A 20,615-nucleotide genomic window follows, 5' to 3' on the forward strand; every position below is an offset into this window, starting at 1 on the left:
CCACGAGGCCTTGCCTCTGACCAATGCGACACGATTGTGCCAGTCGATAACGCGCTGCTTACGGCTTCGGCGGCCACGCCAGCTCGGGGCCGGTTTTGAAGAACGACACATTGTTGGTGAAGATGCTCTCCGGGGCGAGCCGGATCAGGCGCCCGTCCGGATGGTCGATGTCGGCCACATTGTCGATGAACCAGCGGTTCCAGGTCGCCTCCGGGCCGAGATATTTGTGCAGCAGCCGTTTGAAGCGGTTCGGCGCCATCGCTTCGATGGTGGCGACGCCGCGCAGGCCGAGATGCAGCAGGATGCCGGCCTCATTGTCGAAATGGACGATCTCCACGGCGCAGCGGGTCACGTTCGAGGTGTTTGACAGCACTTGCCCCGGTCGAGCCGAGCAGCCAGATCGCAGCGTCCTCCCAGATGAACCACATCGGCGCGTTGCGCGGCGCGCCGTCAGGCGTCACGGTCGCCAGATTGGCCATCAGCGGGCGGCTGAGAACATCATCCGGGTCGAACTTTTTCGGCATCTCCCAGCCATGGCTCGGCGCTGCGGTTTCAAGCGTCATGCGTTTGTCCCTGCATCAGAAGAAAGGCTGTTTTGCCCGGCAATTTTGCGCGCATTTCTGTCGGGGGCAAAGCACGGTCGCGTTCCCTTGCGAAAATCCAAACCGCGCCCGCCGGTTGACGCACCCATGCGCCACCTTTAGCACTTCAGTCCCGCAGGCGCGGGGAGGGGATTCTCTGACGATGGTTTTTGGCGGCGGCGACGAGATCCGCTTCGAACGGTTGGGCAAGGCGGGCGTCGTCACGCTGACGCGGCCGCAGGCGCTCAATGCGCTGACACATCGCATGATCAAGGCGCTGGACAAGGCGCTCGACGCTTTTGAGCGCGATACCGGCGTCGATGTCGTCATCGTCAAGGCCGAGGGCAGGGCGTTTTGCGCCGGCGGCGACATCATGCACGTCTACGAGGCCCGCGCCGGAAAGCCGCCGGTCGAGTTCTTCGCCGACGAATACCGGCTCAACGCCCGCATCAACAGTTACAAAAAGCCCTATGTCGCGCTGATCGACGGGATCGTTATGGGCGGCGGCGTCGGCATCTCTTTCCACGGTTCGCAGCGTGTGCTGACCGAGAACGCCCAGTTCGCCATGCCCGAAGTCGGCATCGGTTTCTTCCCCGATGTCGGCGGCAGCCATCTTCTGCCCGACCTTGGCGGCAGCTTCGGCATGTATCTGGCGCTGACCGGCAACCGCATTCGCTATGGCGATGCGCTGTGGTCTGGCCTGGCCACCCACACCATCAAGGCCGCCGACCAGGCTGCCTTTCTCGATCGGCTCTGCGCCAATGGCGATCCGGAATCGGTGCTGCGCGGCTTTTTCGTGCCGGCCAGGCGGGAGACCGGCCAGCCGGTGCTGGAAGCCATTGCCCGGCATTTTTCCCAACCCTCGCTCGCCGAAATCCTCGAGAGCCTGGAGCGGGCGGCAGGCGCCGACGAGTTTGCCGCCAAGACGCTGGCCACCATCCGCACCCGCTCGCCGACCAGCCTCAATGTCGCGTGGCGCCAGATCAGCGCCGGGCTGACGCTGTCGATGGAAGCCTGCATGAAGATGGAGTTCCGCATCCTCAACCGCATGCTGGCCGGGCACGACTTCTATGAAGGCATCCGCGCCGTCCTCGTCGACAAGGGTTCGACGCCGCAGTGGCGGCCGGCAAGCCTGGCCGAGGTCGACGCTGCTTCGGTGGACGCCTATTTCGCGCCGCTCGAACGGGAGCTCGAACTGTGAGCGAGGTCACGTCGCGGCGCATCGTGCTGCAGCCCTCGGGTGTCGAGATCATCTTCGCCTGGTTCCAGCGCGTCATAGCGGGCTATTGCCTGCTGTTCGGCATCCTGTACTGGATCCGGCTGATCGGCTTTTATCCCGGCCCGCTGTGGCGCTTCGACCTGATGCCGGTGCACTGGCAGGTCGTGGCGGTGCTGCTGGCCGTGTTCTTCCCCTTCGCCGCCGCCGGCCTCTGGATGCTGGCGTCGTGGGGCCCGGTGATCTGGTTCATCTGCGCGGTGACCGAGACCATCATGTATGCCGGCTTCCCCGATCTGTACGGCCACCGGCCGCTGATCGTCTTCTCGCATGCCGCGGTGGCGCTGCTCTACATCGCCTTCCGCGCCGTTATCTGGATGCGCAAGCGCCCCGCGCGCGCCTGAAACGCCGCCCCGCAGCCATTGGGTAAATCTTTAGGTTAATTATCCTTGCTCGGGTGACCGTTCGTTAAGCGTCTTGCGAAACCTATTACCGGTAAGCTCTTGTTAGCCCTAGCGTTTAAGTCGAATTTTATGAGTATTCGATAGTGTCGCAATCAAGGTGAAAAACAAAAAATCACCAGGGCGACAAACGAGAGGCAAAGACAATGATCAATTCGCGTCCGGCGGCGAAGACCGCCAACGTATCCGACGATCGCCGCGAGGCTATCCGTTCGCTTTACATGGAATCGCTGCAGCTGGTGGAGCGTCTGCATCGCCGTCTGCTTGACGTGATCAAGGACGAGTTCGACCGCAACGGCCGTTCCGACATCAATGCCATCCAGGCGCTGCTTCTGTTCAATATCGGCAATTCCGAACTGACCGCCGGCGAGCTGCGCTCGCGTGGCTACTATCTCGGCTCGAACGTCTCCTACAATCTGAAGAAGCTGGTCGATCTCGGCTTCATCAACCACCAGCGCTCGCGCATCGACCGCCGTTCGGTCCGCGTTTCGCTGACGCCGAAGGGCAATGAAGTGGCGGAAGTCGTCGCCGGTCTCTATGAGCGCCATGTCGGCTCGATCGAACAGGTCGGCGGCATCAACAGCGAAGAGTTCAAGCAGATGAACCGCGCGCTGCAGCGCCTCGACCGCTTCTGGAACGACACGATTGCCTACAGGATGTAATCAGCGGGCCATTGAATAGCAGCTGCGCCGGAAGAAGCGCGGCCGGAGGCAAGTCTCAGCCAACAGGCCGGTGCCGAAAAGCACCGGCCTTTTCTTTTTCGAGCCGCCTGCGCTTCCAATTCGGCGCAAAGCCACGTTGCCGCCATATTCGCGGTGGAAGCGAGGGGTGTGGGTATGCGGCGGCGAAAGCTGTTCGCGCGCCTGTAAGGTCGCATCGCCGTCCGCTTTTGACGGCCAGGTGACGCAGGTCATGGTTGGCTAATTGTTAACAGTGCCAACTTTAAAGTGCGGGCGATATCGCCCAACATCGAGCACGTAGCCGAACGCTGCAACAGCCAAACGCTACAAGCCAAACACGACAAGAATGTCTGGAACGTCCATGAGAACCAGCCGCCGCTTTTTCCTTTCTGGAGCCTCCGCGCTCGCCGTCGCCATGGTTGCCAATGCCGCCAGCGCGCAGGATGTCATCGACGATATCCTGAAATCTTCGGCCCGCGGCAATTGGGACGACCAGTTCGACGCCCGCGCCTCGGAAGGCGGCAAGGTCGCCTCGACGCTGCCGATCTTCAGCCTGCAGACGGTCGCCTTCACCGAACAGGCGGTGGCGCAGTATCAGAACATCGTCGCCCAGGGCGGCTGGGGCGAGGTGCCGGCGACCAAGAAGCTGCAGCTTGGCGTCGACGATCCGGACGTGGTGCCGCTGCGCAAGCGGCTGATGATTTCGGGCGACCTGGCGCAGAGCGCCGGCATTTCGACGTCGTTCGATTCCTACGTCGACGCCGCGGTCAAGCGCTTCCAGGCGCGCCATGGCCTGCCGGCCGACGGCGCCATGGGCAAATACACTTATGCGGCGATGAACGTTTCGGCGCAGATCCGCCTCGGTCAGCTGCAGACCAACCTGGAGCGCCTGCGCGAAAAGGCCGGCACGCTGGGCAGCCGTTATGTGCTGGTCGATATCCCGGCGGCACAGATCGAGGCGGTCGAGAACGATCGCGTCGTGCTGCGCCACACCGCAATCGTCGGCAAGATCGACCGCCAGACCCCGGTGGTCAATTCCAAGATCAACGAGATCATCGTCAATCCTTACTGGAACGCGCCGGTCTCGATCGTGCGCAAGGACATCATTCCGCTGATGCGGAAGAACCCCGACTATCTCAAGGACAGCCACATCCGGCTGTTTGCGCCTGATGGCAGCGAAGTCGATCCGATGACTGTCGACTGGTCGACGGATGATGCCGCAAAATACCGCTTCCGCCAGGATCCGGGTTCCGGCAACGCCATGGCCTCGGTGAAGATCAACTTCCCCAGCCCCGACGGCGTCTACATGCACGATACGCCGCAGCAAAGCCTGTTCGGCAAGATGATGCGCTTCGATTCCTCGGGCTGCGTGCGTGTCCAGAACGTGCGCGACCTCGTCACATGGGTCCTGCGCGACACACCCGGCTGGGACCGCCAGCATTTCGAGGCGACCATCAAGACCGGCGAGAACACGCCGGTGCAGGTCGTCAACCCGGTTCCGGTCCACTTCCTCTATGTGTCGGCCTGGTCGACGGGTCCGGGCGTCGTGCAGTTCCGCGACGACGTCTACGCGCTCGATGGCGCCAGCGAACTGCAGATCACCTCTTCGCTCTAAGCGGCTGATCTCCTTCAGGAAAGGCCACCGCAAGGTGGCCTTTTCCGTTCGACATCCCAACAGAAAGAAGACTGGTGGCCGCCAGCCATGCAGGCCATGAACACTGCCGGACGTTGCGCCGCAGGCCCATCTGGACGGACTAACGGCAATTGCGCATGGTCCTCAAAACAGCCGGAATCGCGCCATGCAGGTCGCAATCTTCATCCTCGCCGTGCTGGTCTTCGTCGCTCTTTCCGGCGCACTGGTGCGGTTGGTTCGGGTGCCGCTGCCGGTGCTGCAGATTGCCATCGGCGCCGCGCTCGCCTGGCCGGTGAAAGGCATCCATGTCGAGATCGACCCCGAACTCTTCCTGCTGGTGTTCATCCCGCCGCTTTTGTTCGGCGATGCCTATGGAGCGCCCAAACGCGAGCTGATCGCGCTGCGCGGACCGATCCTCGATCTGGCCATCGGGCTGGTCTTCTTTACCATTGTCGGCTTCGGTTATGCCTTGCACTGGTTGGTGCCGAGCATCCCGCTGGTCGTCGCCTTCGCGCTCGCTGCCGTGCTGTCCCCGACCGACGCCGTGGCGGTGTCCTCGATCGTCGACAGAAGCCTGGTGCCGGCGCGGCTGATGCATATTCTGGAAGGCGAGGCGCTGCTCAACGACGCCTCGGGCCTGGTCATGTTCCGCTTCGCCGTCGCCGCCGCCGTGACCGGCAGCTTTTCCTCCGCCGATGCATCGCTGAGCTTCTTTTATGCCGTCGCCATCGGCATCCTGGCCGGCATCGCCGCGTTGTTCATCGCCGCCAGGCTCCTGCAGCTTCTGAATCGCATCGGCGGCGTTCCGGCCGAGGCGCAGGTTCTGGTCATGGTCCTGCTGCCCTTCATTGCCTATCTCGTCGCCGAACATCTGCATGCCTCAGGCATTCTGGCGGCGGTCACCGCCGGGCTTTTGACCGGCGGCTCCGGCGTCTTCCGCTTCCTCGGCGTCTCGGCGCGCATGCAGACGATCTCGCTGTGGACAACCTTGTCCTTCGTCTACAATGGCGCGCTGTTCATCGTGCTCGGCATGCAGCTTCCCGAAATCATTCGCCGCGTGCCGCCCGAACTGACTGGCCATTACCCGATCATCCAGCCGGTCGCGACGGTGATTGCGCTGACGCTGTGCCTGATCGCGCTGCGCTTCCTCTGGATCTGGGTCGGCGACATCGCGGCAGGCCTCAAGGCAAAATGGGGAAAGCGCAAGGCCGAGCCGTTCGGGATGCGTGTGCGGCTTGCCGGCTCGGTGGCGGGCGTGCGCGGCGCGATCACGCTGGCCGGCATCCTGTCGCTCCCGCTCGCCATGCCGGACGGCTCGCCTTTTCCCGCGCGCGACCTGGTGATCTTCCTCGCCGCCGGCGTCATCATCTGTTCGCTCGCCATCGCCAGCGTGGCGCTGCCGAAGATAGCGCGCGGGCTGGTCGAGCCGGGCGAGGATGGCAGCGCCATCGAGGAGCGTCTCGCCCGCATCGGCGCCGCCAAGGCGGCCATCGCCCGCGTCGAAAGCATGGCGGGCGCCAGCGACGACGACCAGGGCGAGGTGCCCGGCGCCAGGCTTGCCGCCGCCGAAAACATCGTCGCCGGCTACCGGCGCCGGATCGCCACTTCGGACGAGGCCGACGACGCCCGGGCAGAGGCCCGCGAAGCCGGGCGGCTGGAGCTCGAAATGCGGCTTGCCGGCATCGAGGCCGAGCGCATCGCCGTGCGCGACATGTTAAGCAGCGGCGCGATCAACGACCATACGGCGCGGGCGCTGTTTACCGAGATCACGCTCACCGAAGCCTTGCTGCAGGGGCGGCAGGAGCGAAAATAGCGGTTCAGGGCCGCTCTGGCGCAATCCGGCCAGCAAATTTCGCGCTGCAAACGTGGCGAGGCGAAAACAACTGTGTTAATGGCGCGGCAATGCATGTCGCCCGGAACCGTGCAGCGGTTTCGGGGCAGCGATATGCATAGATAGATGCCCCGAACCGAAGGATTTCAGGCCATGGCAACTGCAGCGGCAGCGTCGAACAAGTTCGAATCCTTCTTCGAAACCACGCTGGAAGATGCCGATCCGGAGATCTTCGGCTCGATCCGCAACGAGCTTGGCCGCCAGCGTCACGAGATCGAGCTGATCGCCTCGGAAAACATCGTTTCGCGCGCCGTGCTCGAGGCGCAGGGCTCGATCATGACCAACAAATACGCCGAGGGTTATCCGGGCAAGCGCTATTATGGCGGCTGCCAGTTCGTCGACGTCGCCGAGGAACTCGCTATCGAGCGCGCCAAAAAGCTGTTCGGCTGCAACTTCGCCAATGTCCAGCCGAATTCCGGCAGCCAGATGAACCAGGCGGTCTTCCTGGCGCTGCTGCAGCCCGGCGACACCTTCATGGGCCTCGACCTGAATTCCGGCGGCCACCTGACGCACGGTTCGCCCGTCAATATGAGCGGCAAATGGTTCAAAGTCGTTTCCTACGGCGTGCGCAAGGACGACCATCTGCTCGACATGGACGCGATCGAAAAGACCGCACATGAGACCAAGCCAAAGCTGATCCTGGCCGGCGGCACCGCCTATTCGCGCATCTGGGACTGGAAGCGCTTTCGCGAGATCGCCGATGCGGTCGGCGCCTATCTGATGGTCGACATGGCCCATATCGCCGGCCTGGTTGCCGGCGGCGTGCATCCGTCACCGCTGCCGCACGCCCATGTCGTGACCACGACCACGCACAAATCGCTGCGCGGCCCGCGCGGCGGCATGATCCTGTGCAATGACGAGGACATCGCCAAGAAGATGAACTCGGCGGTTTTCCCCGGCCTGCAGGGCGGCCCGCTGATGCATGTCATCGCCGCCAAGGCGGTCGCCTTCGGCGAGGCGCTGAAGCCGAGCTTCAAGCTCTATGCCGAGAGTGTCGCCGCCAACGCGAAGGCGCTGGCGTCGAGCCTCAAGGAAACCGGCCTCGACATCGTCTCCGGCGGCACCGACAACCATCTGATGCTGGTCGATCTCAGGCCCAAGAACGCCACCGGCAAGCGCGCCGAGGCAGCGCTCGGCCGCGCCAACATCACCTGCAACAAGAACGGCATCCCGTTCGATCCGGAAAAGCCTTTCGTCACCTCGGGCGTGCGTCTGGGCACGCCGGCCGGCACCACGCGCGGCTTCGGCCAGGCCGAGTTCCGCGAGATCGGCAAGTTGATCGCCGAGGTGCTGGACGGGCTGAAGGTCGCCAATTCCGACGAAGGCAATGCGGCTGTGGAAGCAGCCGTGAAGGCCAAGGTCGTGGCGCTGACCGATCGTTTCCCGCTCTATCCCTATCTCGGTTGACCGCCAGCGGCGCATCGTCTTTTATCCCGCGCTCTGCGCCGCTTGCTGTTCGGGCGGCGCGGCCTGTTGGAGATCTGACGATGCGCGTGTTCCGTCCTGCCGTTCTGGCCTTCATCGGCTCGCTTGCCGCTGTCGCCGTGTCGGGCGCGATCGCCCAGGAGCAGCCGCAGCCGGGCACGGATATCCCCGCCACAAACACCTTTGGCAGGTGGACCACCATCATCGATGCGCTCGACACCGGCCAGGATTCCCACAAGACCTGCGCTGCCTCCACGGCCTTTGTCGATGGCGGCGGCAATGCCGGCACGCTGACGCTTTCGATCTCGACTGGCGACGCCCTGCCGCCCGATGCCTATCCGGCGATCATGTTCACCGTCGCCAACAAGGAGCTGCCGACCGGCAAGAAGATCGCCGCGACCTTCGGTGACCCCGGCGTCAAGGTTTCCGCGACCGTCTATTCCAATGATGCCGGCCGCCCGAGCTGGACCGTCGACAACCAGGCCAAGACCAGTCTCGCTTTGTTGCGGGCCATGCGCCAGGTCATCTCGCTCGACGTGACGTTCGGCAAGCAAGCCGTCGCCAGCATCCCTATGGACGGCTTCACCAAGGCCTACCGCAACCTCGGAACGTCCTGCGGCTTCCCGACCAAGGACGTCGCCCCCTGACATATCTGGCGCGGCTGGCAATTTTCCTCCCGCCTCGCTATCTCTGAGGGCGCCAGCGGCCGTTGCCGAACCTTTGCCGTCCCGGCAAAAACCTCTAAGCCTATCGTTCCGCCAGAATCGCCAACCTGAAGGCTCTCCATGCGCTGTCCCTATTGCCAGTCCGAAGATACGCAGGTGAAGGATTCGCGCCCCGCCGAGGATGGCGCGGCGATCCGCCGGCGGCGCGTCTGCCCCGATTGCGGTGGCCGCTTCACCACCTTCGAGCGCGTCCAGCTGCGCGATCTCGTTGTGGTCAAGAAGTCCGGCAGAAAGGTGCCGTTCGACCGCGACAAGCTCTTGCGTTCGGTGGAGATCGCGGTGCGCAAGCGCAATGTCGATCCCGAGCGCATCGACCGCGCCGTCACCGGCATCGTGCGCCAGCTCGAAAGCTCCGGCGAGACGGAAATCGCCTCGGGCGAGGTCGGCCGGCTCGTCATGGAAGCGCTGAAGTCGCTCGACGACGTCGCCTATGTCCGCTTCGCCTCTGTCTATCGCAATTTCCGTGAGGCCAAGGATTTCCACGATGTGCTGGGTGAGCTCAAAGGCGACGAGCTCAAGGGCGACGAGCTGAAGAGCGAAGAGGACGCCGGCTGAGCATGGCAACCCAAACGTCAGGGAAGGCCGATCAGCAGGCTCTCGATCGCGGTTTCATGGCGGCAGCGCTGAGACTCTCGCGCCGAAATGCCGGCCGCACCTCGACCAACCCTTCGGTCGGCACCATCATCGTTCGCGACGATGGCGCCGGGCCGATGATCGTCGGCACCGGCGTCACCGCTGTTGGCGGCCGGCCGCATGCCGAGACCGAGGCGCTGGCTGAAGCCGGCGAGTTGGCCCGCGGTGCCACCGCCTATGTCACGCTGGAGCCCTGCGCCCACCATGGCCGCACCCCGCCTTGCGCCAACGCGCTGGTCAATGCCGGAGTGGCGCGGGTCATCGGCGCCGCCAGCGATCCCGATCCGCGCGTCTCCGGCAAGGGCTATGCCATCCTGCGCGCCGCCGGCATCGAAGTGGTCGAAAAGGTGCTGGTTGAGGAAGCCGCCGAGCAGATGGCCGGCTATTTGATTCGATCCCTGAAAAAGCGTCCGGAAGTGACTCTGAAGCTTGCGCTTTCCAGCGACGGCAAGATCGGCAGGCATGGCGCCGGCCAGGTCGCGATCACCGGCGATGTCGCCCGCCGCGAAGTCTATCTGATGCGCGCCGAAGCCGATGGCATCCTGGTCGGCATCGGCACGGCGCTGGAGGATGATCCGGCGCTCACCGTGCGGCTGCCGGGGCTGGAGAACCGCTCGCCGGCGCGCATCGTGCTCGACCGCCAGATCAGGCTGCCCGAAGCCTCGAAGCTGGTCTCCGGCATCGACCGGGTGCCGCTCTATATCGCCGCGAGCCTGGAGGCCGACCCGCTGCGGCGGTCGGTGCTGGAGCGTGCCGGTGTGCGCTTCATCGGCACCGAAACCCATGAAGGCGGCATTGCCTTGCCGGAACTGCTCGAGGATCTCGGCGCGCTCGGCATGGCCAGCGTTCTGGTCGAAGGCGGCGCCAAGGTGGCCAGCGCCTTCCTCGCCGAGGGATTGGTCGACCGCATCGTGCTGTTCCAGGGACCGGAAGCGATCGGCGAGGGCGGCATTGCATCGCCCATCGACGCCAACCATATCCCGGCAGGCTTCCGCAAATTGCGCGAGATGCGCTTCGGGGAAGACAGCTATGCCGAATGGGTGAGAGATATCTGAAATGTTCACTGGAATTGTCACCGATATCGGCACCGTCGCGGCCGTCAAGCCGCTGAGCGAAGGCGTCGGCCTGCGCATCGACACCGCCTATGACCCCGCGACGATCGCCATCGGTGCCTCGATCTCCTGCGGCGGCGTCTGCCTGACGGTGACGGCGCTGCCAGATGGCGGCTCGAACGCCCGCTGGTTCGAGGTCGAAGCCTGGGAAGAGGCACTGAGGCTGACCACGGCGTCGGGCTGGAAATCAGGCACCAAGGTCAATCTCGAGCGGGCACTGAAGATCGGCGACGAACTCGGCGGCCACATCGTGTCGGGTCATGTCGACGGCATGGCCGAAATCGCCGAGCGGAAGGATGAAGGCGATGCCGTTCGCTTCACGCTGGAGGCGCCGCGCGAACTGGCAAAATTCATTGCCCCAAAAGGCTCCGTCGCACTCGACGGCACCTCGCTTACCGTCAACAAGGTCGAAGGCGCCCGTTTCGATGTGCTGTTGATCCACCATTCGCTGACCGTGACGACTTGGGGCGAGCGCAAGGTGGGCGACAAGGTCAACCTGGAGATCGACACCATGGCCCGCTACGCCGCGCGACTGGTCAAGGCGGTGAAAGAGGGGCTTTGAGCCCCCCTGGGAAATTAGACCGGGCCTGAGCGTCGGACAAAGCTTGCGAATGTGACCGCTTCGGCCTAAGTCACCGGCTACCCCCGGAGACATTCATGGCAGGCACATCCCAACACGGCAAAGCGTTCATTCGCCCGAAGAAGAAGGCCCACCTTCTGATTATCGAGGCGCGCTTTCATGACGATCTTGCCGACGCGCTACTCGACGGCGCGACGAGCGCGCTCGACGAAGCCGGCGCGACCTATGACGTCGTCACCGTTCCCGGTTCGCTGGAAATTCCAGCAGTGATCACTTTTGCGCTCGACGGCATGGGCGAGGGCGGCAAGGACTATGATGGTTTTGTCGCGCTCGGCACCATCATTCGTGGCGACACTTATCATTTCGACATCGTCGCCAATGAATCGAGCCGCGCGCTGATGGATCTCTCGGTGCAGGAAGCGATTGCGATCGGCAACGGCATCCTGACCACCGAGAACGACGCGCAGGCCTGGACGCGCGCCAAGCGCTCGGAGGGCGACAAGGGCGGCTTTGCCGCGCGCGCGGCGCTGACCATGATCGCGCTCAAGGAGAAGCTGGGAGCGCAATCGTGAGCGAACCCGCTTCGCCCGGCCAGCCCGCGATACGCCACGCCAACAAGCGTGGCGCCGCCCGTCTGGCCGCCGTGCAGGCGCTTTACCAGATGGACGTGGCCGGCAGCGGCGTCTTCGAGATCACCGCCGAATACGAGGCGTTCCGGCTCGGCAAGGAAGTCGACGGCGCGCTTTATCGGGAGGCCGACGCGCAGTGGTTCCGCGCCATCCTGGCCGGCGTCGTCGAGAACCAGACGACCATCGATCCGATCATACGCCAGGCGCTGACGGAAGACTGGCCGCTGTCCAAACTCGATTCGACGTTGCGCGCCATCCTGCGCGCTGGCGTCTACGAACTGATGAAGCGCGACGACGTGCCGGTGGCCGTCATCGTTTCGGAATATGTCGACATCGCCAAGGCCTTCTACGAGGAAGACGAGCCGAAGCTGACCAACGCCGTGCTCGACCGTGTGTCGCGCCGGGTGCGGGGCGAGGGGCGCGGCAAGGACGCATTGTGACCGGCACCGTCGCCGGCGCAGCACGGGACGCGCGCCGCACGGCGATCATCCTGGCGACGTCGCAGGCGATTATCGGTTCGGCCGCGCCGATTGCCATTTCCATGGGCGGGCTGGCCGGGCAATATCTGCTTGGCCCCGATAAGTCGCTGGCAACGGCGCCAATCACCGGCTTCAACATCGGCGTGGCGCTCGGCGCGTTGCCGGCCGCGGCCATCATCCGTTGGCTCGGCCAGCGCGGCGGTTTCATGACCGGCACCATCGTCACCGCGCTTGGCGGCGTCATCTCCACGTTGGCTCTGTTCCACGCCAGCTTCTGGCTGTTCGCTTTCGCGCTGCTGGTGATCGGCGTCGGCGGCGCCTTCGTCCAGCAGTTCCGCTTCGCCGCCGCCGATAATGCTCCGCCCGAATTCAAGGCGCGCGCCATTTCCTTCGTGCTGGCCGGCGGCGTCATCACCGCGATTCTCGGGCCGCAGATCGTCATCTTCACCCGCGAATTGCTGGCGCCGGTGATGTTTGCCGGCTCGTTCGTGGCCATTCCGGTTCTGGCGGCGGCCGGCGCCATCATCCTGTCATTCCTGCGCATCCCGGCCAAGGCTCCCGGCCACGCGCAAGTCGCGTCAAGCGACGCCCGGCCGCTGTCCGATATCGTCACCCGGCCGCGTTTCGTCGCGGCACTGTTTTGCGCCGTCGGCAGCTATGCGCTGATGAGTTTCGTCATGACCGGCGCGCCGCTGGCCATGGTCGGCTGCGGCCTGTCGACGGACGACGCCACGCTCGGCATTTCCTGGCATGTGATGGCGATGTTTGCGCCGAGCTTCTTCACCGGATCGCTGATCCATCGCTGCAGCGCCGAACGCATCGTCGCAACCGGCCTGGTCCTGCTCATCGGCTGCGCCGCGGTGGCTTTGTCCGGCCTGCATTTGTGGCAGTTCTGGACGGCGCTGATCCTGCTTGGCCTCGGCTGGAATTTCGCCTTCATCGGCGCCACCTCCATGGTCGCCGACAGCTACCATCCGTCCGAAAAGAGCAAGGTGCAGGGCTTCCACGACTTCGTCCTGTTCGGCTCCGTCGCCTTCGCCTCGCTAATGTCGGGCGCCATCTACAATGCCTGGGGCTGGGAGATGCTGAACTGGCTGGTTTTCCCCGTCGTCGCCCTGTGTTTCCTTGCCCTGGTAACATTGAAGATTACGGCTTCGGGAAAAATTTCTGCCCGTTAAAGCAATCCCTAGGTCAGCACGGATTTCTGCGAAGAATTACGCCATTGGCGTATTATACTTGACCGATCTGCGCCAATGGCGTAGTAATGGCCATGGAAATCGTTCGCACCAAACGTTACCTGAAAGACCTGAAGAGGATTGGTGCTTCGGCTTCCGACGTGGCGGCACTGGAACAGGCCGTTGCGTCGAATCCGCTCGCCGGCGATGTAATTCAGGGGCTGGGTGGCATCCGCAAGATGCGTTTTGGCCTTGGTGGTCGCGGCAAGCGCGGCGGTGGACGAGCGATTTACTTCGTTATTTTGTCAGACGATACCGCCTTGATGCTCACAGCTTACGCCAAGAATGAAATGGCGGATCTCTCAGCCTCCGACCGCAAGGCTCTGCTCGCACTCGTAAAGGAACTGACCGATGACTGATGATCGTACTGAACTCGGCAAGGCCCTTGAGGAAGGATTGAATGAAGCTTTGGCGTGGAAGCGCGGTGAGCTTGCGCTCGAAACCGTAAACGTCGATCCTATGCCGGCAGAACGCATCCGTGCTATCCGCAAGAAGGTGGCAAAATCCGTCAAGGAGTTCGAGCGCCGCTTTGGCATTCCGGCATCTACGATGAACAACTGGGAACAGGGAAGGCGCAAGCCTGATCCCGCTGGCCGCCTGCTCCTGCAGGTTCTGGAGCTTGCTCCCGAAATTGTCGAAAAGGCAGTTGCCGCAAAGCCGAACGTTGCCGCCTGATCGGAATACCCCTGCTGTCAGCAGACCAGTGGCCGAAATCGCGGCGACCGCACAAAATTATTGCGTCTGTACCCATTGTTATGAAACCGTGTGCCCCGACGGGGCGTTGAAGCCATGCTCATATGCGGCCACCGCATTTCGGTCCAAAGCAAGGGGTTTTCACAATGTTTTCAGTCAAGATTCTGGCCGGCGCGGCGTTGGCGCTTGGCATCACGGCCGCCTCCGCCAATGCCCAGGTGGTCGTCTCCTCGAAGATCGACACCGAGGGCGGCGTGCTCGGCAACATCATCCAGCTTGTGCTCAACGCCAACAACATCAAGACCACCGACCGCATCCAACTCGGCGGCACGCCGGTGGTACGCAAGGCGATCACTGCCGGCGAGATCGACATCTATCCCGAGTACACCGGCAATGCCGCTTTCTTCTTCGAGAAGGCCGACGATCCGGTCTGGAAGGATGCCGCCAAGGCCTATGAGACCGCCAAGAAGCTCGACTATGATGCCAACAAGATCGTCTGGCTGTCGCCGTCACCGGCCAACAACACCTGGGCGATCGCGCTGCGCAAGGAGGTTGCCGAGACCAACAAGCTGGCGACCCTGACCGACTTCGGCAAATATGTCGCCGGCGGCGGCACGGTCGTTTTGGCGGCCTCGGCCGAGTTCGTCAATTCGGCGGCAGCCCTGCCGGCGTTCCAGACCACTTACGGCTTCACGCTGAAGCCCGAGCAGTTGATCACGCTTTCGGGCGGCGACACCGCCGCGACAATCGGTGCTGCCGCCAACCAGACCAACGGCGCCAACGCCGCCATGGTCTACGGCACCGACGGCGGCATCGCGCCGTCCGGCCTGGTCGTGCTCGCCGACGACAAGGGCGTGCAGCCGGTCTACCAGCCGGCGCCGATCATCCGCGAAGCGGTGCTGAAAGAGCATCCGGAGATCGAGACGCTGTTGAAGCCGGTGTTCGCCAAGCTCGACCTCGTCACGCTGCAGGAACTCAACGGCCGCGTCCAGGTCGGCGGCGAGCCGGTCAAGGGTGTCGCCGAGGACTTTTTGAAGAAGAACGGGTTTTTGAAGTAGTCAGCGCATAGCTGATCGTGACGCTGGTGCGAGACACCCCTCTCTGGAAGCTGCTGATCTCCCCCCTTGCGGGGGAGATGTCCGGCAGGACAGAGGGGGGTGCTGTCCCGCCGACCTCACAACCGGTAGCAGGTGCGTGCCTCGACAGGGTTGCTTCCGAACAGGCCGACGCTCGAAAGCTGACGATCCTTCACACCCCCCTCTGGCCTGCCGGCCATCTCCCCCGCAAGGGGGGAGATCGGACTTCGCGTCGGCTTGCGCCGATCACCAGCGTAGTCTGCGCAACGTGGAAAATCGCTCCTCATGGGGGGCATCCATGACCCTGCGTTTCGACAAGCTCGGCATGGTTATCGCGGCGATCGTTGCCTATGCGGCGTTTCTGGCTCCGTTCGCCACCTTCCGCGCCAATCGTATCGTTCCCGGTCAGGCGCGCTCGATCCTGGAGGCGCTGCCGGCCACAGTCGGGCCGCTACTGCTGGCGATCGTCGTCGTGGCCGCAATTGTTGCCTTGCTGAAAACCCCGCTTGTCCTGCGCCTGGCCGCAAGCGTCGTGGCGCTCGCCGCCCTTGCCATGCTGATCGGTGTCGCCGGCACCTTCCTGATGCCGGCCGGCAACACCTTCGCCCGCATCTCGCCGGCTTCCGGGTTCTGGCTGTTGATCTTTGCCTTCACATTGTTGCTCGCCGACGTGCTGACCAGGCTCAACCTGTCGCCACCGGCCCGCGTCGGCGTGCTCGTCGTCGCGGCGCTGGCCATCGGCTTGTTGCTGATATCGGGGCAGTGGGACAGCCTGTCGATCCTCAAGGAATATGCAAACCGCGCCGATAGTTTCTGGGCCGAAGGCTCCAAGCACATCACACTGGCGCTGGGGTCGCTGGCGGCGGCGGTGATCGTCGGCCTGCCGCTCGGCATCCTGTGCCACCGCGTCGAACGGTTGCGGGCCGGCGTGCTCAATGTGCTCAACATCGTCCAGACCATACCCTCGATCGCGCTGTTTGGCCTGCTGATCGCGCCGCTGGGCTGGGTCGCCGCGCATGTTCCGGGTGCCGCAGCGCTCGGTATCAGAGGCATCGGCACCGCGCCCGCCTTCGTGGCTTTGTTCCTCTATTCGCTGCTGCCGGTGGTGGCCAACACCGTGGTCGGGCTTGCCGGCGTACCCCGCGCGGCCAATGATGCAGCGCGCGGCATGGGCATGACCGATGGCCAGCGCCTGTTCGGCGTCGAGTTTCCGTTGGCCTTTCCGGTGATCCTCACCGGCATCCGCATCGTGCTGGTGCAGAACATCGGCCTGGCCACCATCGCAGCACTAATCGGCGGCGGCGGCTTTGGCGTCTTCGTCTTCCAGGGCGTCGGCCAGACCGCAATGGACCTGGTGCTGCTCGGCGCCGTGCCGACGGTGGCGCTGGCCTTCGCCGCGGCCATCATCCTCGACGCAGTGATCGAAATGACCGCCACCAGGCGCAGGGTTGAAACGGCATGATCGAGATCGAAGGCATTACCAAGCGCTATGACGCGACGACCGTGGTCGACGACGTGTCCATGGTCGTCGAGCCGCGTACGGTTTGCGTCATTGTCGGTACCTCCGGTTCCGGCAAGACGACGCTGCTGCGAATGATCAACCGGCTGGTCGAGCCGACCGCCGGCGTCATCAAGCTCGACGGCAACGACAACCGCACGCTGCCCGGCTACGAGCTGCGCCGCAGCATCGGCTACGCTATCCAGGGCCACGGCCTGTTCCCGCACCGCACCGTTGCGCAGAACATCGCCACCGTGCCGGTCCTGCTGGGCTGGGACAAGGACCGCATCAAGGCCCGCGTCGATGAGTTGATGACACTCTACCAGCTCGACCCCGAGGCCTATGGCCCGCGCTACCCGCACGAACTGTCCGGCGGGCAACAGCAGCGTGTCGGCGTCGCCCGCGCGCTCGCCGCCGAGCCCAATGTGCTTCTGATGGACGAACCGTTCGGCGCACTCGACCCGATCATCCGCACCAAGGCGCAGGAGGACCTGCTGGCAATCCAGAAGCGCTTCGGCACCACCATCATCCTCGTTACCCACGACATGGAGGAGGCGGTCCACATGGGCGACAAGATCGCCGTCATGGATGCCGGAAAGCTGGTGCAATACGCCAAGCCGGAAGAGATCCTGGCGCGGCCGGCGAACGCCTTCGTCGAAACCCTGGTCGGCGCCAGCGAAAAGCCGTTCCGGCTCTTGTCGCTCGGCCGCGTGCGCGACGCCGTGGAAAAGGGGACTGCCGAAGGCGAGGCGATCCCAGGCGACGCCAGCCAGCGCGACGCGCTGGCCGAGCTTCTGTGGTCGGGCCGGCCGGCGCTGCCGGTCAAGGGCGAAGACGGCAAGCTGCTCGGCCGCGTCACCGTCGACGGGCTGGTGAAGCGCGCGGCGAGGCCGGCATGAAAGGGGCCGGTCTAAAAGCCTGGCTGCCTTCGCTGCTCAGGCTTGCACTGGTGGTGCTTCTCATAGCCTTCGTCACCAATCCCGGCTGGTTCGAGCCGCTGTTGAAGCCGCTGACCGAAAACAATGCGCCGGCGATCTACAATCAGGGCAGCCTGCTGACGCTGACCCTGCTGCATCTCAGGACCGTGCTGATCGCTACCGTCGCCGCAACCATCGTTGCCGTGGCGCTTGCCATCCTGGTGACCAGGCCGGCGGGCGCCGAATTCCTGCCGCTGTCGCGCAGTCTGGTCAATATCGGCCAGACCTTTCCGCCGGTGGCGGTGCTGGCGCTGGCGGTGCCCGCCGTCGGTTTCGGCGAGAAGCCGACGCTGATTGCGCTGTTTCTCTACGGCCTGCTGCCGATCTTCGAGAACGCGCTGACCGGCCTCACAACGCTGCCCGGCAACATCATGGAGGCCGCGCGCGGCGCCGGCATGACGGGCTGGCAAAGACTGGTCAAGGTCGAATTGCCGCTGAGCGCGCCGATCATTCTGGGAGGAATAAGGCTGTCGGTGGTGATCAGCCTGGCCACGGCGACGATCGGCTCGACGGTTGCCGCCAAGACGCTGGGCGAGGTGATCATCGCCGGCCTGCTGTCCAACAATCTCGCCTTCGTCCTGCAAGGCGGCCTGATCGTCGCGGCGCTGGCGATGCTGATCTATGACGGACTGTCCGCCATCGAGCGCTATACGGCGCGCAAGATGGGGCAGGAGACTGGCGACTGACCTTCGCTGGACTGCGGGCAAAGCATTGACTGACGCAGCGTCATTTCAACCGATCTAATAGCAAGGCATCGGCCACGGGAATGTTCTGGCCTAAACCTTTTGGCTGAAAGCGGGGCAAAAACCGAACAATATCTTGACGTTCCGAGCCCTGTTTCGCATACACCGCTGCGAAGGACGGATTCCGCCTAGGCTTATCCGCTCCCCGCACCAACGGCCCAGGGAGGGGTTCTTTTGGGCCATCAATCGAGGAAAATTCGGCAATGACCATCATTTCTGCCGTCATCGCCTGCGGCTTGCTTTCAATCCTTTACGCCATCTGGGCGACACGATCGGTTTTTGCAGCCGATCAGGGCAACGCACGCATGCAGGAAATCTCCGCCGCCATCCGCGAAGGCGCGCAAGCCTATCTGGCGCGCCAGTACACCACCATCGCCATTGTCGGCGTGGTCGTGCTCGTGCTCGCCTGGTGGCTGCTTTCGATCACCGCCGCGGTCGGCTTCCTGATCGGCGCCGTGCTTTCGGGCGCCGCCGGTTTCATCGGCATGCACGTCTCGGTGCGCGCCAATGTGCGCACCGCGCAGGCTGCGTCCAACAGCCTCGCCGCCGGTCTCGACATCGCCTTCAAGTCGGGCGCCATCACCGGTATGCTGGTGGCTGGCCTGGCGCTGCTCGGCGTGTCGATTTACTACTATATTCTGACCGGCCCGATGGGCCTGCAGCCCAATGACCGCATCGTCATCGATGCGCTGGTTTCGCTCGGCTTCGGCGCTTCGCTGATCTCGATCTTCGCCCGTCTGGGCGGCGGCATCTTCACCAAGGGCGCCGACGTCGGCGGCGATCTCGTGGGCAAGGTCGAAGCCGGTATTCCCGAAGACGATCCGCGCAACCCGGCCACCATCGCCGACAATGTCGGCGATAATGTCGGTGATTGCGCCGGCATGGCCGCCGACCTCTTCGAGACCTATGCGGTGACCGTCGTTGCCACCATGGTGCTGGCTGCCATCTTCTTCGGCGGAACCGCCGCTCTGGGTGCGGCGATGCTCTATCCGCTCGCGATCTGCGGCGCCTGTATCCTGACCTCGATCGTCGGCACCTTCTTCGTCAAGCTCGGTTCCAACGGCTCGATCATGGGCGCCCTCTACAAAGGCCTGATCGTCACCGGCCTGCTGTCGATCGTCGGTCTCGGTGTCGCTACCTCGGCAACCGTCGGCTGGGGCGAGGTCGGCACCGTCGCCGGCATGACCATCATCGGCAAGAACCTGTTCATCTGCGGCCTGATCGGTCTCGTTGTGACCGGTCTTATCGTGGTGATCACCGAATACTATACCGGCACCAACAAGCGCCCGGTGAACTCCATCGCCCAGGCCTCGGTGACCGGTCACGGCACCAACGTCATCCAGGGACTTGCGGTGTCGCTCGAATCGACCGCACTGCCGGCAATCGTCATCGTCGGCGGCATCATCTCGACCTACCAGCTCGCCGGCCTGTTCGGCACGGCGATCGCGGTCACCACCATGCTCGGCCTTGCCGGCATGATCGTCGCCCTCGACGCCTTCGGCCCGGTCACCGACAATGCCGGCGGCATTGCCGAAATGGCCGGCCTGCCCAAGGAAGTGCGCCACTCCACCGACGCGCTCGACGCGGTCGGCAACACCACCAAGGCGGTGACCAAGGGCTATGCCATCGGTTCGGCCGGCCTCGGCGCGCTGGTGCTGTTTGCGGCCTATTCGAACGATTTGAAGTTCTTTGCCGCCAATGGCGACAAATATCCGTACTTCCAGGGCATGGGCGATGTCTCCTTCGACCTCTCCAATCCCTACGTCGTAGCCGGCCTGATCTTCGGCGGTCTGATCCCGTATCTGTTCGGCGGCATCGCCATGACGGCCGTCGGCCGTGCGGCCGGCGCCATCGTCGAGGAAGTGCGCAAGCAGTTCCGCGAGGATCCGGGCATCATGGCCGGCACCTCCAAGCCAAACTATGCCCGCGCCGTCGACCTTCTGACCAAGGCGGCGATCCGCGAAATGATCATCCCCTCGCTGCTGCCGGTGCTGGCGCCGCTCGTCGTCTATTTCGGCGTGCAGCTGATCTCGGGCTCCAAGGCGTCCGCCTTTGCGGCGCTCGGCGCCTCGTTGCTCGGCGTCATCGTCAACGGCCTGTTCGTCGCCATCTCGATGACTTCGGGCGGCGGCGCCTGGGACAATGCCAAGAAGTCGTTCGAGGACGGTTTTGTCGACAAGGACGGCGTCAAGCACCTCAAGGGGTCCGAAGCGCACAAGGCTTCGGTCACCGGCGACACGGTTGGCGATCCCTACAAGGACACCGCCGGCCCGGCGGTCAACCCGGCAATCAAGATCACCAACATCGTGGCGCTTCTGCTGCTGGCCGTGCTCGCGCACGGCTAAGGC

23 protein-coding genes are annotated in these 20,615 nt (G+C 64.0%); 20 read left to right on the forward strand and 3 right to left on the reverse strand.

Going from position 1 to position 20,615, the window contains the following annotated elements; genetic code table 11:
* Positions 1-58: 58 nt before the first annotated feature.
* The gene (locus AC3EML_RS17255; RefSeq protein WP_245260449.1) at positions 59-352 is read right to left on the reverse strand and encodes a hypothetical protein; all 294 of its coding nucleotides are present in this window, start codon (positions 350-352) and stop codon (positions 59-61) included.
* A complete protein-coding gene (locus tag AC3EML_RS17260; protein ID WP_245260289.1) occupies positions 312-563 on the reverse strand; it encodes a pyridoxamine 5'-phosphate oxidase family protein in 252 nt (83 codons plus the stop codon). The genes AC3EML_RS17255 and AC3EML_RS17260 overlap by 41 nt, the downstream gene beginning before the upstream one ends.
* Before the next feature lie 181 nt (positions 564-744).
* Between AC3EML_RS17260 and AC3EML_RS17265 the strand changes: the two genes are divergently transcribed.
* The 3 genes from AC3EML_RS17265 to ldtR all read left to right on the forward strand — a co-directional run bounded on the left by AC3EML_RS17265 (position 745) and on the right by ldtR (position 2,920).
* On the forward strand, positions 745-1,782 hold the full coding sequence (locus AC3EML_RS17265; protein WP_023697452.1) for an enoyl-CoA hydratase/isomerase family protein: 1,038 nt from the start codon (positions 745-747) through the stop codon (positions 1,780-1,782).
* Positions 1,779-2,201, forward strand: coding sequence for a DUF6163 family protein (locus AC3EML_RS17270; RefSeq protein ID WP_352521811.1), 423 nt, complete (start codon positions 1,779-1,781; stop codon positions 2,199-2,201). The genes AC3EML_RS17265 and AC3EML_RS17270 overlap by 4 nt, the downstream gene beginning before the upstream one ends.
* Positions 2,202-2,404: 203 nt before the next feature.
* Positions 2,405-2,920: a transcriptional regulator LdtR gene (gene ldtR / locus AC3EML_RS17275; protein ID WP_023672997.1), complete on the forward strand. Its 516-nt coding sequence runs from the start codon at positions 2,405-2,407 to the stop codon at positions 2,918-2,920.
* On the opposite strand, the gene AC3EML_RS17280 is transcribed toward ldtR, so the two are convergent.
* Positions 2,921-3,172, reverse strand: a complete 252-nt coding sequence (locus AC3EML_RS17280) for a hypothetical protein (RefSeq protein WP_023711543.1) — start codon at positions 3,170-3,172, stop codon at positions 2,921-2,923. It lies immediately after the preceding gene.
* 127 nt (positions 3,173-3,299) lie between these two features.
* Between AC3EML_RS17280 and AC3EML_RS17285 the strand changes: the two genes are divergently transcribed.
* The 17 genes from AC3EML_RS17285 (at position 3,300) to AC3EML_RS17365 (ending at position 20,612) form a co-directional block, all read left to right on the forward strand.
* Positions 3,300-4,553: a L,D-transpeptidase family protein gene (locus AC3EML_RS17285; RefSeq protein WP_023711542.1), complete on the forward strand. Its 1,254-nt coding sequence runs from the start codon at positions 3,300-3,302 to the stop codon at positions 4,551-4,553.
* 184 nt (positions 4,554-4,737) lie between these two features.
* Complete coding sequence (locus tag AC3EML_RS17290; RefSeq protein ID WP_352521812.1) at positions 4,738-6,384, forward strand: Na+/H+ antiporter; 1,647 nt, start codon at positions 4,738-4,740, stop codon at positions 6,382-6,384.
* Between the two features lie 171 nt (positions 6,385-6,555).
* Positions 6,556-7,869 carry a serine hydroxymethyltransferase gene (glyA, locus tag AC3EML_RS17295; RefSeq protein ID WP_023669349.1) on the forward strand — a complete coding sequence of 438 codons (1,314 nt, stop codon included), beginning with the start codon at positions 6,556-6,558 and terminating at the stop codon, positions 7,867-7,869.
* Between the two features lie 80 nt (positions 7,870-7,949).
* Positions 7,950-8,534 carry an invasion associated locus B family protein gene (locus AC3EML_RS17300; protein ID WP_023669350.1) on the forward strand — a complete coding sequence of 195 codons (585 nt, stop codon included), beginning with the start codon at positions 7,950-7,952 and terminating at the stop codon, positions 8,532-8,534.
* A 138-nt stretch (positions 8,535-8,672) separates the two neighbouring features.
* Complete coding sequence (gene nrdR / locus AC3EML_RS17305; RefSeq protein WP_023669351.1) at positions 8,673-9,167, forward strand: transcriptional regulator NrdR; 495 nt, start codon at positions 8,673-8,675, stop codon at positions 9,165-9,167.
* Positions 9,168-9,169: 2 nt separating this feature from the next.
* Entirely contained in the window at positions 9,170-10,300 is a 1,131-nt protein-coding gene (ribD, locus tag AC3EML_RS17310; RefSeq protein ID WP_352521813.1) for a bifunctional diaminohydroxyphosphoribosylaminopyrimidine deaminase/5-amino-6-(5-phosphoribosylamino)uracil reductase RibD, read from the forward strand.
* A 1-nt stretch (position 10,301) separates the two neighbouring features.
* Positions 10,302-10,919: a riboflavin synthase gene (locus AC3EML_RS17315; RefSeq protein WP_352521814.1), complete on the forward strand. Its 618-nt coding sequence runs from the start codon at positions 10,302-10,304 to the stop codon at positions 10,917-10,919.
* 95 nt (positions 10,920-11,014) lie between these two features.
* Positions 11,015-11,509, forward strand: a complete 495-nt coding sequence (gene ribH, locus AC3EML_RS17320) for a 6,7-dimethyl-8-ribityllumazine synthase (RefSeq protein WP_023693260.1) — start codon at positions 11,015-11,017, stop codon at positions 11,507-11,509.
* Positions 11,506-12,006, forward strand: coding sequence for a transcription antitermination factor NusB (gene nusB / locus AC3EML_RS17325; protein WP_488473682.1), 501 nt, complete (start codon positions 11,506-11,508; stop codon positions 12,004-12,006). The genes ribH and nusB overlap by 4 nt, the downstream gene beginning before the upstream one ends.
* A complete protein-coding gene (locus tag AC3EML_RS17330; protein ID WP_352521815.1) occupies positions 12,003-13,223 on the forward strand; it encodes an MFS transporter in 1,221 nt (406 codons plus the stop codon). The genes nusB and AC3EML_RS17330 overlap by 4 nt, the downstream gene beginning before the upstream one ends.
* Before the next feature lie 86 nt (positions 13,224-13,309).
* A complete protein-coding gene (locus tag AC3EML_RS17335) occupies positions 13,310-13,639 on the forward strand; it encodes a type II toxin-antitoxin system RelE/ParE family toxin (RefSeq protein WP_352521816.1) in 330 nt (109 codons plus the stop codon).
* Positions 13,632-13,955 carry a helix-turn-helix domain-containing protein gene (locus AC3EML_RS17340; protein ID WP_352521817.1) on the forward strand — a complete coding sequence of 108 codons (324 nt, stop codon included), beginning with the start codon at positions 13,632-13,634 and terminating at the stop codon, positions 13,953-13,955. Before AC3EML_RS17335 ends, AC3EML_RS17340 begins: the two co-directional genes overlap by 8 nt.
* 164 nt (positions 13,956-14,119) lie before the next feature.
* A complete protein-coding gene (gene osmF, locus AC3EML_RS17345) occupies positions 14,120-15,031 on the forward strand; it encodes a glycine betaine ABC transporter substrate-binding protein OsmF (protein WP_023689505.1) in 912 nt (303 codons plus the stop codon).
* Positions 15,032-15,347: 316 nt separating this feature from the next.
* The gene (locus AC3EML_RS17350; protein WP_023752009.1) at positions 15,348-16,511 is read left to right on the forward strand and encodes an ABC transporter permease; all 1,164 of its coding nucleotides are present in this window, start codon (positions 15,348-15,350) and stop codon (positions 16,509-16,511) included.
* Positions 16,508-17,446, forward strand: a complete 939-nt coding sequence (locus AC3EML_RS17355; protein ID WP_023689503.1) for an ABC transporter ATP-binding protein — start codon at positions 16,508-16,510, stop codon at positions 17,444-17,446. The genes AC3EML_RS17350 and AC3EML_RS17355 overlap by 4 nt, the downstream gene beginning before the upstream one ends.
* Positions 17,443-18,210 carry an ABC transporter permease gene (locus tag AC3EML_RS17360; protein WP_023834248.1) on the forward strand — a complete coding sequence of 256 codons (768 nt, stop codon included), beginning with the start codon at positions 17,443-17,445 and terminating at the stop codon, positions 18,208-18,210. Before AC3EML_RS17355 ends, AC3EML_RS17360 begins: the two co-directional genes overlap by 4 nt.
* 260 nt (positions 18,211-18,470) lie before the next feature.
* Complete coding sequence (locus AC3EML_RS17365) at positions 18,471-20,612, forward strand: sodium-translocating pyrophosphatase (RefSeq protein WP_352521818.1); 2,142 nt, start codon at positions 18,471-18,473, stop codon at positions 20,610-20,612.
* Positions 20,613-20,615 lie beyond the last annotated feature (3 nt).

The organism is Mesorhizobium sp. P170090 (assembly GCF_057786115.1).